12 protein-coding genes and 1 riboswitch are annotated in these 14,889 nt (G+C 70.6%); of the genes, 7 read left to right on the top strand and 5 right to left on the bottom strand.

Features of this window, described 5'->3' with window-relative positions:
• Positions 1-1,869 precede the first annotated feature (1,869 nt).
• Both AB0M01_RS29915 and AB0M01_RS29910 read right to left on the bottom strand, forming a co-directional pair.
• Positions 1,870-2,427 (bottom strand): GNAT family N-acetyltransferase, encoded by a 558-nt coding sequence (locus tag AB0M01_RS29915; protein WP_363675358.1) that lies wholly within the window; start codon positions 2,425-2,427, stop codon positions 1,870-1,872.
• Complete coding sequence (locus AB0M01_RS29910) at positions 2,427-3,359, bottom strand: carbon-nitrogen hydrolase family protein (RefSeq protein WP_363675356.1); 933 nt, start codon at positions 3,357-3,359, stop codon at positions 2,427-2,429. The genes AB0M01_RS29915 and AB0M01_RS29910 overlap by 1 nt, the downstream gene beginning before the upstream one ends.
• 81 nt (positions 3,360-3,440) lie before the next feature.
• On the opposite strand from AB0M01_RS29910, the gene AB0M01_RS29905 reads away from it, so the two are divergent.
• Both AB0M01_RS29905 and AB0M01_RS29900 read left to right on the top strand, forming a co-directional pair.
• The gene (locus AB0M01_RS29905; RefSeq protein WP_363675354.1) at positions 3,441-3,797 is read left to right on the top strand and encodes an MmcQ/YjbR family DNA-binding protein; all 357 of its coding nucleotides are present in this window, start codon (positions 3,441-3,443) and stop codon (positions 3,795-3,797) included.
• A gap of 253 nt (positions 3,798-4,050) precedes the next feature.
• Positions 4,051-5,187 carry a TerC family protein gene (locus AB0M01_RS29900; RefSeq protein ID WP_363675352.1) on the top strand — a complete coding sequence of 379 codons (1,137 nt, stop codon included), beginning with the start codon at positions 4,051-4,053 and terminating at the stop codon, positions 5,185-5,187.
• 45 nt (positions 5,188-5,232) lie between these two features.
• On the opposite strand, the gene AB0M01_RS29895 is transcribed toward AB0M01_RS29900, so the two are convergent.
• From AB0M01_RS29895 to AB0M01_RS29885, 3 genes are read right to left on the bottom strand one after another with little or no spacing between them, the layout of a single operon-like run.
• Complete coding sequence (locus AB0M01_RS29895; RefSeq protein ID WP_363675350.1) at positions 5,233-6,123, bottom strand: C40 family peptidase; 891 nt, start codon at positions 6,121-6,123, stop codon at positions 5,233-5,235.
• Entirely contained in the window at positions 6,120-7,187 is a 1,068-nt protein-coding gene (locus tag AB0M01_RS29890; protein WP_363675348.1) for a dipeptide epimerase, read from the bottom strand. The genes AB0M01_RS29895 and AB0M01_RS29890 overlap by 4 nt, the downstream gene beginning before the upstream one ends.
• Positions 7,187-7,999: a serine hydrolase gene (locus AB0M01_RS29885; protein ID WP_363675346.1), complete on the bottom strand. Its 813-nt coding sequence runs from the start codon at positions 7,997-7,999 to the stop codon at positions 7,187-7,189. The genes AB0M01_RS29890 and AB0M01_RS29885 overlap by 1 nt, the downstream gene beginning before the upstream one ends.
• 78 nt (positions 8,000-8,077) lie before the next feature.
• On the opposite strand from AB0M01_RS29885, the gene AB0M01_RS29880 reads away from it, so the two are divergent.
• From AB0M01_RS29880 to cobN, 5 genes are all read left to right on the top strand, one after another.
• Positions 8,078-9,094, top strand: a complete 1,017-nt coding sequence (locus tag AB0M01_RS29880) for a cobalamin biosynthesis protein (RefSeq protein ID WP_363675344.1) — start codon at positions 8,078-8,080, stop codon at positions 9,092-9,094.
• Complete coding sequence (locus AB0M01_RS29875; RefSeq protein ID WP_363675342.1) at positions 9,091-9,774, top strand: phosphoglycerate mutase family protein; 684 nt, start codon at positions 9,091-9,093, stop codon at positions 9,772-9,774. The genes AB0M01_RS29880 and AB0M01_RS29875 overlap by 4 nt, the downstream gene beginning before the upstream one ends.
• Positions 9,765-10,724 carry a DUF3500 domain-containing protein gene (locus AB0M01_RS29870; protein ID WP_363675340.1) on the top strand — a complete coding sequence of 320 codons (960 nt, stop codon included), beginning with the start codon at positions 9,765-9,767 and terminating at the stop codon, positions 10,722-10,724. The genes AB0M01_RS29875 and AB0M01_RS29870 overlap by 10 nt, the downstream gene beginning before the upstream one ends.
• 57 nt (positions 10,725-10,781) lie before the next feature.
• Entirely contained in the window at positions 10,782-10,991 is a 210-nt protein-coding gene (locus AB0M01_RS29865) for a hypothetical protein (protein ID WP_363675338.1), read from the top strand.
• 44 nt (positions 10,992-11,035) lie between these two features.
• A riboswitch (cobalamin riboswitch) is annotated at positions 11,036-11,105 on the top strand.
• A gap of 56 nt (positions 11,106-11,161) precedes the next feature.
• Positions 11,162-14,887, top strand: a complete 3,726-nt coding sequence (gene cobN, locus AB0M01_RS29860) for a cobaltochelatase subunit CobN (protein WP_363675336.1) — start codon at positions 11,162-11,164, stop codon at positions 14,885-14,887.
• The last annotated feature ends 2 nt before the right edge of the window (positions 14,888-14,889 follow it).

The following is a 14,889-nucleotide window of genomic DNA, read 5'->3' as shown; positions in this document are numbered from 1 at the left end:
GGAGCTGCCCGCGCTCAGCCGACACCGGGTTGCCTCCAGCGAGGCCATCGCCGCAGTACCCCGCTCAGGTGCCAGCCGGAGACAACCGCCTCGCGCGGGCGAGGCATCGCAGGCCCGGCCTGCACCCCGACAACAAACTCCTCTCACACTTGCTGCGGGGGTGTGCTGGAGCTGCCCGCGCTCAGCCGACACCGGGTTGCCTCCAGCGAGGCCATCGCCGCAGTACCCCGCTCAGGTGCCAGCCGGAGACAACCGCCTCGCGCGGACGAGGCATCGCAGGCCCCGCCTGCACCCCGACTACCAACTCCGCACGCACTTGCCCCGTCGCGTGCCGAAGCCGCCCGCGAATGATCCCGGCTGCACACCCGCCTGCGTTCGCCGACGGCACCGGCAGGCGCCGGGCCGCCTGCGCGGCCAATCCACCGCGGTGAGCTGAGCCGACAGCGTCGGCGCGCCTCGGCGCCGAGCGGCGAACGACTCCGGTCGACGAGACCCCGCCTAGCTCGCCGTCGGCGTACGGCAGCCGCCGCGTCAGGTCCGCGACGTGCAGATCGGCATTCGGCGCCTCACCACGCCACGTGAACGACCTCGACGCCAGGGAGTTGTTGCGCGGCTGATCAGCCGCGCACGGTGTGGCACCGCGCGGGCGCGCCTACCGTTCGAACGTTGGCCGGCAGGGCGGGTTCGCCGTACCGGGCGCCGCCGCGCAATCACGTCCCCTGCCACCGGCAGCCGGCTCGGCGGAGCGATGCGGCTCTCTTGGGGCGCCAGTACGGCGGGGAGCGCTCGCCTCCTCGCGCGAGCCGCCCAGCGCGGGCCGTCTGGAGTGAGCCGCTCAGCGCGGACCGTCTGGAGCGGGCCGCTCAGCGCGGGCTGCCTGGGGCGAGCCGCTCCCGCTGGTCCCGGGGTAGCCGCGCGGTTAAGCACACCTGTTGAGCCAGACGGAAAGGTCGACGTGCACCACCGACCAAACAGCGGAATCCGCCGCGACACGCCGCGACACGCCGTTGAAAGCGACGGTTTGCGGAGGTTGGTCAGTGGTGGGCGTCGGCCTCGTCGAGAGCCGAGCGCGGATGGCACTGCCGCTCGAGCGAGGTGACCGCCGGCCGGGCGGGTGGAGGCCGCTGCTTGAACGCGGGCTGGTGGGTGGGGAGACCGCTGCGTGCTGCGTGCTGCGTGCTGGCGGGTGTGCAGGAGCGATGCCGCTCCCGCTTCGGGCCTGCATCGGGGGCTCTCGCCTGCTTGCGCGAAGCAGTTCGGCGTACGCCTGTCGGAGCCAGCCGCTAAGCGCGAGCTGCCTGGAGCGAGCCGCTCAGCGCTGGCTGGCTGGAGCGGGCCGCTCCTGCTGGTCCCTGGGGTAGCCGCGGGGTTGGGCATACCTGGCGAGCTGGGATGGAAAGGTCGACGTGCACCACCGACCAAGCAGCGGGATTCGCCGCGACACGCCGCGACAACGCCGTTGGAAGCGACGGTTTGCGGAGGTTGGTCAGTGGTGGGCGTCGGCCTCGTCGGGAGCCAAGCGCGGACGGCGCTGCCGGTCGAGCGAGGTGACCGCGCCGGACCGGGCGGGTGGAGGCCGCTGGTTGAACGCTGGCTGGAGACTGCCGCCTGCCGCCTGCCGCCTGCCGCCTGCCGCGTGCTCACCGAGAGCAGGCGCGGCACGCTCGCCGTCCGTTCTGGCGGTTCCGTCGGTGGGCGGCGCCAGCTCCAGCTGGCTGTATACGTGCAGCGCGGCCGCGAAGCCGATCCGCAGCCGGTCAGGCCGCTGGAGACGCAGTCGGTCAGGCCGGTGGAGGGAATCTCCGGACCGACGGAGAGCGCGACCGGGTGCCGTGGGGCTTGTTCCTGCTGGCGAACGGCGAGCTGCAGCTAGCGGATGATCAGCGATGTCGCGTCGGGCCAGGTCATTCTCAGGCACTTGGGGGAGTCGGTGAGGCGGGTGGGGTCGCCGCCTGGGGGTGGGACGGGGGCTGTGCCGGAGGGGGTGGCGCCGCGGGCTTTGTAGAAGTGTTGGGCTGGGGTGTTTTGTTCGAGGACCCAGAGGTAGAGGGCGGGGCTCGCCGCCTGGTGCAGGACTGATTGGGCGGCGTGGGAGAGGAGCTGGGTGCCGATGCCGGAGCGGTGTTGGGTGGTGCGGACGTGGAGGTTGTCGACGAGGCTGCCCCAGTGGGGGTCGGTGTTGAACTGGACGTGGACGAAGCCGAGCAGGTGGTCGTCCTGTACGGCGAGAGTAGTGGCGCTGACCGGCCACGCGGCTTCGGCAGTCAGGCGGGTGGTCCAGACTGCTTCGCGCTCGGGGAGGATGTTGCCGTCGAGGTAGGTGTCGGCGTAGGCGCCTCGGTAGTGGGTGCGCCAGCTGTCGGCGTGGAGCTGGGCGACCTGGAGAGCGTCGCCGGGGTGGGCAGGGCGGAAGTGCAGCGGGCTCATCAGGTCGCCTTGGGGTGGACGGTGTGGTGCGGGGACTCGTCGACGTGCAGGGTGAAGATGTCGGGGCGCGCGTAGTGGCCGGCGGCGTCGAAGTCGAAGTGGGCGCGGTCGAGGTCGGACAGGTCGAGCTCGGCGAGGAGGACGCCTTCGGTGCCGCGCAGGGGGCCGGCGAGAACGTCGCCGAGAGGGGAGACGATCACGCTGCCGCCGTCGATCAGGACGGTCGAAGGGCTGTCGCCCTGGACGGGGTGCACGTCCTCGGGGAGATCCGCGCGGGTCAGGTACTGGTTGGCGCTGATCACGAAGCAGCGGCCTTCGAGGGCGACGTGGCGCATCGTCGCCTGCCACTGGTCGCGGTCGTCGACGGTGGGCGCGCACCAGATCTCGACGCCCTTGGAGTACATGGTCTGCCGGAGCAGCGGCATGTAGTTCTCCCAGCAGATCGCCGCACCGAGTACGCCGTACGGCGTACTGACGGCAGGCAGCGTCGAGCCGTCGCCCTGGCCCCACAGGAAGCGTTCGGCCGCGGTCGGCATCAGCTTGCGGTGCTTCGCGACCAGTCCGGCGAGCGGGTCGAAGAACAGCGCCGTGCAGTACAGCGTCCCGCCGTCGCGCTCGATGACGCCGGCGACCATGTGGATGCCGAGCTCGGCCGACAGGTCAGCGAGCCGCGCGGTCTCCGGTCCAGGGACGTCGACGGCCGCCTCGCGGTAGCGGCGAAACACGTCCCGGCCGGCGGGTGAACGCGATCCGACGGTGACCCCGAAGTCGAGCCCCTTCGGGTAACCACCGAGGAACGCCTCCGGCAGTACGACGAGCCGCGCGCCCGCCGACGCCGCCTCGCGCACGTACCGCTCCGCCTTGACCAGAGTCGCGGGTGTGTCGAACAGCGTGGAGCCGGCCTGAACCGCGGCGACCACAACGGATGTCATGCCCGAAAGCCTAGGTGAGCCCACCCGCGCCGCGGCCGGGTTTACGCTGCGGTGAGACCACCGACAGCAGGGGAGCGCGCGATGGCGAGACTCGGCCCGGACGAGGTGCTCGAGCACTGCCTGGGCAAGCCCGGCGCCTGGCAGGACGAGCCGTGGGAGGGCGACGTGGTCGCCAAGGTGAGCGAGAAGATCTTCGCGTTCCTCGGCGCGGACACGGTCGGGATGAAGTGCGGTGCGAACCGCGACGAGGCCGACGAGCTGATCGGGACCTACCCCGACGACGTCACCGTGATGCCCTACATCGGGCGCTCGGGCTGGAACACGGTCCGCCTCGGCGGCGCCGTACCGGACGACGAGATCCTCGAGCTGGTCGACACGTCGTACGCGATCGTGGTCAGCAAGCTGCCGAAGAGCAGACGTCCACCCGCACAAACCTGATCACGCAGGGAAGTTGTTCCCCCGGCACAGCGTGATCATCTCGACATCCGGGTACCGGGACGCCGATTTGGAAACTCGGACATCGACCCGCCAGAATGGGGGCAGTTGAAGGGGAGTATTCCTTCGCGGCGGTATCGTCATCACGGTCAGGGAGTTCGTCTCCACGCCCGGTACCGCCGGCCAGGCCCGAGGATTCGAGCCAGGCGGAAGAGACCTTCGGAGTCCACTTTCGCTTGCGCTCCGGAGGTTGCCTGTGCACGTCCACGATTACGTCTGGTACATCACGGTCGGGGTCCTGCTCGCCCTGCTGGCGTTCGACGTCTTCATCATCGGCCGGCGGCCGCACGAACCCACGACCAAGGAGTCCGCGACCGCGATCGCGTTCTACGTGGGTCTGGCGATCGTGTTCGGGCTCGGGGTCTGGGCCTTCTCCGGCGGTCAGTACGCCGGGGAGTTCTTCGCCGGGTGGCTGACGGAGTACAGCCTCAGCGTCGACAACCTCTTCATCTTCCTGATCATCATGTCCAGGTTCCAGGTGCCCAGGAAGTACCAGCAGACCGCGCTGCTGATCGGCATCATCCTGGCGCTGTTCTTCCGCGGCATCTTCATCGCCGTCGGCGCGGCCGCGATCAACCAGTTCTCCTGGGTCTTCTACCTGTTCGGCGCGTTCCTGGTCTACACCGCGGTGCACCTGGCGATGCAGGGCGAGAACGATGACGACGACTACAAGGAGAACGCGGTCATCCGGTTCGCCCGCAAGCGGCTGAACGCGACCGACGAGTACAACGGCGTCAAGCTGACCGTGGTCAAGAACGGCAAGCGGCTGGTCACCCCGATGGCGATCGTCATCGTCGCCCTCGGTACGACGGACCTGCTGTTCGCGCTGGACTCGATCCCCGCGATCTACGGCCTGACCCAGGAGCCGTTCCTGGTCTTCACCGCGAACGTGTTCGCGCTGATGGGCCTGCGGCAGCTGTACTTCCTGCTCGGTGACCTGCTCAAGCGCCTGATCTACCTGTCGATCGGCCTGTCGGTGGTGCTCGCGTTCATCGGTGTGAAGCTGGTCTTCCACGCGATGCACGAGAACGAGCTGCCGTTCATCAACGGTGGCGAGCACATCAAGTGGGCGCCGGAGATCCCGATCTCGGTGTCGCTGGGCTTCATCATCGTGACGCTGGGCATCACCACGGTCCTGAGCCTGTGGAAGTCGCGCAAGATCGCGGCCGCGGAGGCTGTGAACGGCGAGGCTGCGCCTGCCGGTGAGACCGCTGGTGGCGAGCTGGACGAGTCGACCGCGCGGCCGCAGGACGAGGTCGACCCGCAGACCAAGGCGGAGATCGACGGGCTGGCGGAGCCGGAGCCGCACGAGACGGACTCGAAGAAGCCGTGAGCTGACAAGAGGCCCTCACCATTTGGTGAGGGCCTCTTTTGCGTTCTAGAGCCGGGCGGCGGAGACGAGAGTTGCTCGGCGTTCGGGCAGGAGGGGTTCGTTCTCCAGGCGCTTGCCGGTCTCGGAGGCGTGCAGCATGCCTTCGGGGGAGACGAAGCCGACGTGGTGGACCTGCTTGCCAGGGCGGGCGAAGAAGTACAGGTCGCCGGGCTGGGCCTCGTCGATCGGGACCGACTCGAGGGCGTCGGCCTGGTCGTGGGCGTCGCGGGGGATGCGCTGGCCGAGGACGCGGCTGACGGCGTGGATGAGGCCGGAGCAGTCCAGCCCGTACGCCGAGGTGCCGCCCCAGAGGTACTCGAGCCCGAGGAAGAGCGCGCCGAGGCGGAGGCGGTCCTCGGGGGTGGCGGGGGTGTCGACCGCGCGGAGGGCGTCGTCGGCGAGCCACCCGGAGGAGCCGTCGGCGAGTGCTACGCGGGTGAAACCGTCGGTGTGGTCGATGGAGGAGAGGACGGTACCGAAGGAGAGCTCCGCCAGGGGGCCGCTGCCGGCCGAGCCAGCGCCGGCCGAGCCGGGCTCGGCGGTCAGCAGCGTGACCGGGACGGTCACCGCGACCGGTGCCGTGGCCGATTCGGGGAGTTCGCCCAAGTGCGCCGACGGCACCCAACCCGGGTAGCCCAGATCGTCCTGCGACGAAGGCTGCCACGGCGCCACGATTTCCGACCAGCCGTCGCGTTCCGAGCGGACGATCACCGGTTCGCCGTACAGCAGCTGGGTGAGCGTGCGCCCGTGCAGACCCAGGCGGGTCTCGGTGTCCATCGACTTCGCCCACGCGGCGACGTCCGGCGCGGCGGCGATCGCCGGAGCGTCGATCGCACGCGGTGCTTCGGGGGAGGTCCAGACGGTGCTGACCGGGACCTTGGCGGCTACTACCTTCATACGATCAAGCCTGTCACGCCGAGCCCAGGATTCGAGGGCAGGTGGATGGTGGACCCTTCGTAGCTGATCCCGCCGCCGACCGGTGACTGCTCGAGCCACCAGGCCGCGTCGAGGTCGTTGACGGCCGTCGTCGGGTACGCCGCGACGAGCGCCGCGGCCGCGCCGACGCCGACGTGGCTCTCCATCATCGAGCCGACGATCGCGCCGAGCCCGTGCTCACGGGCCAGTTCGAGCAGCGTGCGGGCCGGCCCGAGACCGCCGCACTTCGCCAGCTTCACGTTGACCAGGTCGGCGGCGCCGTGCCGGATCACGTTCACCAGGTCCCGTACGCCGTACACGCTCTCGTCGGCCAGGATCGGGGTGCTGACCCGGTCGGTGATCCAGGCCATCCCCTCCAGGTCGGCCGCGGCGACCGGCTGCTCGACCAGCTCGATCGCGCAGCCCGCGTCCTCCAGCGCGCGGATCGCGGTGACGGCGTCGCGGCGGTTCCAGCCCTGGTTCGCGTCGAGCCGGATCTGCGGCCCGTCGCCGACAGTCTCGCGGACCCGGCGGACCCGCTCGAAGTCGGCGGCCGCGTCACCGGTCCCGACCTTCACCTTCAGTACGTCGAACCCGTCGCGCACGCGGTCGGTCGCGGCCCGCACGAGCGCCTCGGGATCGCCCGCGGAGAGCGTCACGTCGGTCCGTACGGTCGTCGCCGTCGAGCCGAGGAAGCCCTGCAGCGTCCGGCCGACCCGCCGCGCCGCGAGGTCGTGCAGCGCGATGTCGACCGCGGCCTTCGCGCCGAAGTTCGCCTGGGCGGCGCCCTGAAGGCGGCGCAGCGCCTCGGTGAGGTCGTCGGGGCCGAGGCCGTCGAGCGCGGTGCTGATCGGGCCCTCGACGCAGGCCTGCGCGCCGGCCAGCGACTCGCCGGTCACCTTCCAGACCTGCGGGGCCTCGCCCCAGCCGGTGTGCTCGCCGTCGCTGATCGAGACGAGCAGGGACTCGGCGTGGGTCGCGGTCCGGAGCGCGGTGACGAACGGCGTGTGGAGCTTCGCCGAGACGAGGTGGGTGGAGATCTTCATCAGCCGACCTCCTCCAGGTTGTGCCGGTGTTCCCAGGCGACCGCCGCGATCGACGCGATCAGCTGCTGCGCGTCGCGGTCGGGGAGTTCGGACGTCGTACAGACGACGAGGACGAAGGGGGCCGCGTCGGATGGCCGGACGATGCCGCCGTCGTGGCGGATGCGCTGGTCCCAGCCGTTCTTGTGCTCGACGCGAGTGCCGGCGGGGACGCCTGCGGGGATCTCGCCGTTCCACTCGTTGGCTGCCAGGAGGTCGCGCAGGTACTGCCCGGAGACACTCGAATCATTGCCAGCAGCAACCAGTACGCCGGCCAGCCCGGCAGGGCTCATCAAGTTGCTGATTCCTGCGGCCTGCGCTCCGGAGTCGTCGATCCCACGCTTGATGACACTGTCACCGGCGCCGTACTCAGCCAGTACAGCCTGCGCTGCATCAACACCCACCAGCTCCAGCACCAAGTCCGTCGCCAGGTTGCTGGACCGCGTGATCATCTCCCGCGCCAACCACCCCAGCGACACCTCCGACCCGAGCTTCTCCCACGTCGCCGGCGCCTCGTCCTCCGCGCGGTTCACCCCGAACCGCCCCCCGGCCGCCGACGCGAAGTCGTTGTGCACGAGTACCGGCTGATCCAGCGACAGCTCTCCGGCGTCGACCCGGCGCAGCATCGCCATCGCGACCGGCAGCTTCATCGTGCTCGCGGAGTAGTGCGTCCGCTCCGCCGCGTGCGCGAGCACGGGCGTGCCGTCCGTCCGGCCGAGCCAGACACCGAACGCGCCGTCGCCCTCCACCCCGCGCAGCAGGTCAGCAATTCCCATGGTGGTTACTTTTCCACATCTCGAACAGATCTGATGTAGCGGGCTTGCGACGGCGGGCCGCCTGGCAGACTGCATTCCGTGTCCAGAGCACTCGGCCTGATCCTCGGCTTCGCCGCCGACCGCTTCCTCGGCGACCCGCGCCGCTTCCACCCGGTCGCCGGCTTCGGCCGAGCAGCCTCCCGGCTCGAGGGCGCGACGTACGCCGATTCCCGAGCAGCCGGTACGGCGTACGCGACGCTGCTGGTCGGCTCGGTGACCGCCGCGGGCGTGGCCGCCGAGCGGCTGACGAAGAACCGGCCGGTCGCGCGGACGCTGGTGACCGCGGCCGCGACCTGGGCGGTGCTCGGCGGGCGCAGCTTGGAGCGCGAGGCGTCGGTGATGTCGGGGCTGTTGGAGGCGAAGAACCTGCAGGCGGCGCGCGATCGGCTGAGCCATCTGTGCAGTCGCGACGCGACCGACCTGGACGCCGACGAGCTGGCGCGCGCGACCGTCGAGTCGATCGCCGAGAACACGAGTGACGCGACGGTTGCGCCGCTGGTGTGGGGCGGGCTGCTCGGGGTGCCCGGTCTGGTCGGCTATCGCGCGGCGAACACGCTCGACGCGATGGTCGGTTACCGGTCGGCTCGCTACCGGAACTTCGGTTGGGCCTCGGCGCGCTTCGACGATCTGGTCAACCTGCTGCCCGCGCGGGTCTGCGCGGCCTTGACCGCGCTGGCCTCCGGCCGGCCGCGCGAGGTGTGGCGGATCTGGCGGCGCGATGCGGGGAAGCATCCGAGCCCGAACGCCGGCCCGGTGGAGGCGTCGTTCGCCGGCGCGCTCGACCTGCGGCTCGGCGGGAGCAACACGTACGGGAATGAGGTCGAGGACCGCGGCACACTAGGCGACGGGCTGCGCCCGGGCGTCGACGACGTACGCCGGACGGCCGTGCTCGCACGCCGGGTCTCGTACGGCGCGACCGCGGTCGCCGCGCTCGTGGCGGTCGCCGCGCACCAGATCGAGCGCAGCCGAGGAGCCGACCAGGGCGGGCCCAGGCGGCGAGCCAAGCAGGTCGAGCCCAGTCGCGCCGGCGGCCGGCGTACGGGACGGAGCGCATGATGCACCTCAGCCAGCGTCCCCTGCGGATCGCGCTGATCCGGCACGGCGAGTCCGTCGCGAACCTGGACAAGTCGATCTACGAGACCCTCCCCGACCACTCCGTCCCGCTCACGCCGCACGGGCACGAGCAGGCGGCCGAGGCGGGCAAGCAGTTGCGCACGCTGTTCGAGGGCGAGCCGGTCCGCGTCTACGTCTCGCCGTACCTGCGGGCCCTGCAGACCCTCGACTCGCTCGGTCTGGACGACCTGATCGGGATCGCCCGCGAGGAGCCGCGGCTGCGCGAGCAGGACTGGGCGAACTTCCAGGACACCGAGGACATCGAGCGGCAGGAGAAGCTGCGCGACTCCTACGGGCACTTCTTCTACCGGTTCACCCACGGTGAATCGGGCTCGGACGTGTACGACCGGGTGTCGAGCTTCCTGGAGACCATGCACCGCGACTTCGAGCAGCCGGACGCGCCGCGCAACGTGCTGCTGGTGTCGCACGGGCTGACGATGCGGCTGTTCTGCATGCGCTGGTTCCACTGGTCGGTGAAGTTCTTCGAGACGCTGCGCAACCCGGGCAACGCCGAGACGCGCGTCCTGCTGCGGCAGCCGAACTTCCGGTACAAGCTGGATCGGCCGTTCGAGCAGTGGACGCACTACGAACCTAAGGATGGGGAGCGTTCCGCATGGTTGTAGAGCAGACCCGCAAGACCGCTGTCGAGCTGCTGGCGCTGCTGACGCCCGAGCAGCGGACCAAGGCGACGGCGCCGTTCGACACACCTGACCATCGCGACTGGACGTACCTGCCGGGGGATCGGCCTGGTCTGCAGCTGACCGAGCTCACGGCCGCGCAGGAGGAGTACGTACACCAGCTGCTCGCTCTTGCGTGCAGTGAGCGCGGTGTGGGTGACGCACTGGCGACCATGGCCGCGGAGATCATCCTGCGCGAGCTCCCGGACGTCGGAGCGACAGGTGGATGGCAGGGCACGGTAGTGGGGGAGCGCTACTTCCTCCGCATCCTCGGCGACCCGTCCGGCACGGAGCCGTGGGGCTGGCGCCTCAATGGCCACCACCTCGCGCTGCACGTGACACTGGTCGGCGACCAGGTCTCCTTCGTCCCCAACTTCATCGGCTCCAACCCGGCCGAGGTCCGCCAAGGCCCGTACGCCGGCCGCCGCTTCCTGGCCGCCGAGCACGACCTGGGCTTCCAGCTCCTCCACGCGCTCGACGCTGGCCAGCAGGGGGTAGCAGTCGTCTCCACCGAGGCCCCGGACGACATCCTCACCCGGCACGACCCAGTAGCCGACCCGTCCCTCCTGCATCGAGGCCTGGCGTACGGCGACCTCAGCGACTCCCAGCAGGAGCTTTTCAACCGCCTGCTCGACCAGTACGTCGGCCGAGCCGCTCAGCCCGTCGCCGAGCAGGCCTGGGCCAACCTCCGCTCCCAGGGCCTCGACCACCTCACCTTCGCCTGGGCCGGCGCGCTCCAACCGGGCAGCGGTCACTACTACTCCATCGCAGGCCCCACCTTCCTCGCGGAGTACGACAACACCCAGTCGGACGCCAACCACATCCACTCGGTCTGGCGAGACACCAACAACGACTGGGGCCAGGACCTCCTGGCTGCGCACTACCAGGAGCACTGACTGGCAGGTACAGGTCGCCGAAGGTAGCCGGAGCGGCAAGTCGGGAACGCTTCCTCCATGGGGAACCGGCCGCTCGTCATCGCAGTAGCCGCCATTGCCGTCGTGCTACTTGTGTGGCTCGTCGTGCGAGCAGCGCGCAGGCGGGAGGACTTCCTGAACTCCGGCGCACCGGAGCTGGTCAGGGGAGCCGAGCGCTGGGCGCGGCTGCGCGGCTATCGGATCACCTACCGGTCCGCAGGTCGCAGTGCGACCTGGGGAACGTTCTGACTCCGGCCGGGTCGGCTAGAGTCTCGGTGTCATCGACGGTCGTCAGCAGGAACCCGGTGCGAGTCCGGGGCGGTCCCGCCACTGTGACCACGTTCGCGTGGGAGTCAGGAACTGCAGCCGTCGAACTGCCCACCCGGGGCGTGGACACCCCGAGGAAGGACCGGACGCGCATGCCCGCGAACCTGTTGCTGCTCTCCACCGCCGACACCGACCTGCTGGCCGCATCGCAGGCCCAGGCGGGCTGGAAGGTGGCGAACCCGGCGCGTGTCGAGGTCGCCGAACTGTCCACCCTGCTCGACGGCGTCGAGGTCGTCGTGGTCCGCCTGCTCGGCGGTCGCCGCGCCTGGGAGGAGGGTCTCGACGCCGTCATCGCCTCCGGGCTGCCGGTGGTGGTGCTCAGTGGTGAGGCAGCGCCCGACGCCGAGCTGATGTCGCTGTCGACGGTCCCGGCCGGCGCGGTCACCGAGGCGCTGGCCTACCTGCGCGAGGGCGGCTCGGAGAACCTGCTCAACCTGGCAGGCTTCCTCCGCGACACCATCCTGCTCACCGGCGACGCGTTCGACCCGCCGAAGAGCCTCCCGGCGTACGGCGTACGAGCTGGTCGTTCCACTGAGCTGGACGGGCGCCCGGTGGTCGGCATCGTCTACTACCGCGCCCACGAGATCTCCGGCAACACCGCCTTCGTCGACGCGCTCGCTGACGCCGTCGACGCGGCCGGTGCGCAGCCGCTGCCGGTCTACTGCGGCACGCTGCGCGGCCTGGACCCGGTCAGCACCGACAACGCGGAGCTGTTCGACCTGCTTCGCAGCTGCGACGTCCTGGTCACCACACTGCTTGCTGCCGGTGGCACCGTCGCGGCGAACGCCAGCGCCGGCGGCTCCGACGACGCGTGGGACGCGGGCGCGCTGGCGTCGCTGGACATCCCGCTGATCCAGGGCCTCGCGCTGACCTCGACCCGCGAGCAGTGGCTGGAGTCCGACGCCGCGATCAGCCCGCTGGACGCCGCGACGCAGGTCGCGATCCCGGAGTTCGACGGGCGCATCATCACGATCCCCTTCTCGTTCAAGGCGTACGACGCCGAGGGCATCGCCAGCTACCGGCCCGACCCGGAGCGCTGCGAGCGGCTGGCCGGCATCGCCGTCGCGCACGCCCGGCTGCGGCACGTCCCGCCGGCGGAGAAGAAGCTCGCGCTGGTGCTGTCGTCGTACCCGACCAAGCACGCCCGGATCGGCAACGCGGTCGGCCTGGACACGCCTGCGTCCGCTGTGGTTCTGCTCGGCCAGCTGAAGGAGGCGGGCTACGACCTGGGTCCGGACCTCGACCTGGACGAGCTGCAGGGTGCGGAGGGCGCTGACGGGCTGATCCACCGGCTGATCGCCGCCGGTGGGCACGACGTGGACTGGCTGACCGACGAGCAGCTCTCCGGTGCTGTCGCCAAGATCCCGCTGACGACGTACCAGCAGTGGTTCGGCCGGGTGCCGGAGACCCTGCGGGGCGCGATGACCGAGGCCTGGGGCGAGGCGCCCGGCTCCCTGTACGTCGACACGACCGGCGACGAGCCGGCGATCGCGCTGGCCGCGCTGCGCTTCGGCAACGTCGTACTGATGATCCAGCCGCCCCGTGGCTTCGGTGAGAACCCGGTGGCGATCTACCACGACCCGGACATGGCTCCGTCGCACCACTACCTGGCGGCGTACCGCTGGCTGGAGGCGCCGGTCGCCGAGGGTGGCTTCGGCGCGCACGCGGTCGTCCACCTGGGCAAGCACGGCACGCTGGAGTGGCTGCCGGGCAAGGGGATCGGCATGGCGGCCGACTGCGCTCCGGACGCCGTACTGGGCAACCTGCCGCTGGTCTACCCGTTCATCGTCAACGACCCGGGTGAGGGCACGCAGGCCAAGCGCCGCGGGCACGCGGTCGTCGTGGACCACCTGGTGCCGCCGATGGCCCGTGCTGAGACCTACGGCGACATGGCCAAGCTGGAGTACCTGCTGGACGAGTACGCCACCGTGCAGGCACTCGACCCGGAGAAGGTGCCGACGCTGCGCGCTCAGATCTGGACGCTGATCCAGGCGGCGCAGCTGCACCACGACCTGCACACCAGCGAGAAGCCGGAGGACGAGGAGTTCGACGAGTTCGTCCTGCACCTCGACGGCTACCTGTGCGAGATCAAGGACGTCCAGATCCGCGACGGGCTGCACGTGCTCGGTGGTGGGCCGGTCGGCGAGGCTCGGGTCAACCTGGTGCTGGCTGTACTGCGGGCCTCGCAGATGTGGGGCGGTGCTGCCGGCGCCGTACCGGGGCTGCGTGCTGCGCTCGGTACGACGTACGGCGTGGATGAGGCGGCTCTGCTCGCCGACCCGGGCCGGGCGGTGCCTGCTGAGCTTGCAGCGCTGTCGGAGCTTGCTGACCTGCCGGCGGTGAGTGCTGCCGACGGTGTGGACCTGCTGGAGGCTGTGGCGCGCAAGCTGGTGCTGGGGCTGGAGACGCTCAGCTGGGACGCCGGCAAGGTGCCGGTGGTCGTCGGAGAGGTGCTCGGCCGGCAGTCGGCTGCAGTAGAGGCTTCGCTGACGTTTGCGTGCCAGGAGGTCGTGCCGCGGCTGGCACGGACCGGCGACGAGCTGACGAACGTACTGCGCGCGCTGGACGGCCGCTTCGTCGAGGCCGGGCCGTCGGGCTCGCCGACGCGCGGTCTGGTCAACGTGCTGCCGACCGGCCGCAACTTCTACGCCGTCGACCCGAAGGCGATCCCGAGCCGCAACGCGTGGGACGTCGGCGTCGCGCTGGCCGACTCGCTGCTGGCCCGGCACAAGGCCGAGACGGGGGAGTGGCCGCGCTCGGTCGGTCTGACCGTGTGGGGTACGTCGGCGATGCGCACCCAGGGCGACGACCTGGCCGAGGTGCTCTGGCTGCTCGGCTGCCGGCCGGTCTGGGACGAGGCGTCGCGACGGGTCTCGGGCTTCGAGGTCGTCCCGATCGCCGAGCTCGGGCGGCCGCGGGTCGACGTGACGATCCGGATCTCCGGGTTCTTCCGGGACGCGTTCCCGCACGTCGTCGCCTGGCTGGACGAGGCGGTCCGGACCGTCGCGGCGCTGGACGAGGATGCCGCCGACAACTACCTGCGCGCGCACGTGCTGGATGATGTTGCTGCGGGCAACGACATGCGGTCGTCGACCGCGCGCGTCTTCGGCTCCAAGCCCGGCTCGTACGGCGCCGGCCTGCTGCCGCTGGTCGACGCGCGCAACTGGCGCACCGACGCGGAGCTGGCCGAGGTGTACGCGGTCTGGGGCGGATACGCCTACGGCAAGGACCTCGACGGCGCCGAGGCGCGCCCGTCGATGGAGCGCGCGTACGCGCGGATCCAGGTCGCGGCCAAGAACGCCGACACCCGCGAGCACGACATCATGGACTCCGACGACTACTTCCAGTACCACGGCGGCATGGTCGCGATGGTGCGCCACCTGACCGGCGCCAACCCGAAGGCCTACATCGGCGACTCCGCCGTACCGGCCCAGGTGAAGACCCGGACGCTGGAGGAGGAGACCAAGCGCGTCTTCCGCGCCCGCGTCGTCAACCCGCGCTGGATGGCCGCGATGCAGCGGCACGGCTACAAGGGCGCCTTCGAGATGGCCGCGACGGTCGACTACCTCTTCGGGTACGACGCCACCGCCGGCGTCGTCGACGACTGGATGTACGAGACGCTGACCACCGAGTACGTCGCCAACCCCGAGGTCGCGGAGTTCTTCCGCAAGTCCAACCCGTGGGCGCGGCACGGCATCGCGGAGCGGTTGCTGGAGGCTGCGCAGCGCGGGCTGTGGGCCGAGCCGTCGGCGGAGGCGCTGGAGACGCTGCGCACCGCCGTACTGGAGACCGAGGGAGACATCGAGGACCGCGACTGACG

It is taken from the genome of Kribbella sp. NPDC051770, from assembly GCF_040681455.1.
Taxonomy (GTDB): domain Bacteria; phylum Actinomycetota; class Actinomycetes; order Propionibacteriales; family Kribbellaceae; genus Kribbella.
This window is presented reverse-complemented; position numbering and strand designations above follow the sequence as displayed.

Bases quoted from the DNA above. Each gene is read 5' to 3' on its own strand.
- AB0M01_RS29915 (WP_363675358.1), bottom strand. From the start codon at position 2,427: ATGAGCCCGCTGCACTTCCGCCCTGCCCACCCCGGCGACGCTCTCCAG.
- AB0M01_RS29910 (WP_363675356.1), bottom strand. From the start codon at position 3,359: ATGACATCCGTTGTGGTCGCCGCGGTTCAGGCCGGCTCCACGCTGTTC.
- AB0M01_RS29905 (WP_363675354.1), top strand. From the start codon at position 3,441: ATGGCGAGACTCGGCCCGGACGAGGTGCTCGAGCACTGCCTGGGCAAG.
- AB0M01_RS29895 (WP_363675350.1), bottom strand. From the start codon at position 6,123: ATGAAGGTAGTAGCCGCCAAGGTCCCGGTCAGCACCGTCTGGACCTCC.
- AB0M01_RS29890 (WP_363675348.1), bottom strand. From the start codon at position 7,187: ATGAAGATCTCCACCCACCTCGTCTCGGCGAAGCTCCACACGCCGTTC.
- AB0M01_RS29885 (WP_363675346.1), bottom strand. From the start codon at position 7,999: ATGGGAATTGCTGACCTGCTGCGCGGGGTGGAGGGCGACGGCGCGTTC.
- AB0M01_RS29875 (WP_363675342.1), top strand. From the start codon at position 9,091: ATGATGCACCTCAGCCAGCGTCCCCTGCGGATCGCGCTGATCCGGCAC.
- AB0M01_RS29870 (WP_363675340.1), top strand. From the start codon at position 9,765: ATGGTTGTAGAGCAGACCCGCAAGACCGCTGTCGAGCTGCTGGCGCTG.
- AB0M01_RS29865 (WP_363675338.1), top strand. From the start codon at position 10,782: ATGGGGAACCGGCCGCTCGTCATCGCAGTAGCCGCCATTGCCGTCGTG.
- cobN (WP_363675336.1), top strand. From the start codon at position 11,162: ATGCCCGCGAACCTGTTGCTGCTCTCCACCGCCGACACCGACCTGCTG.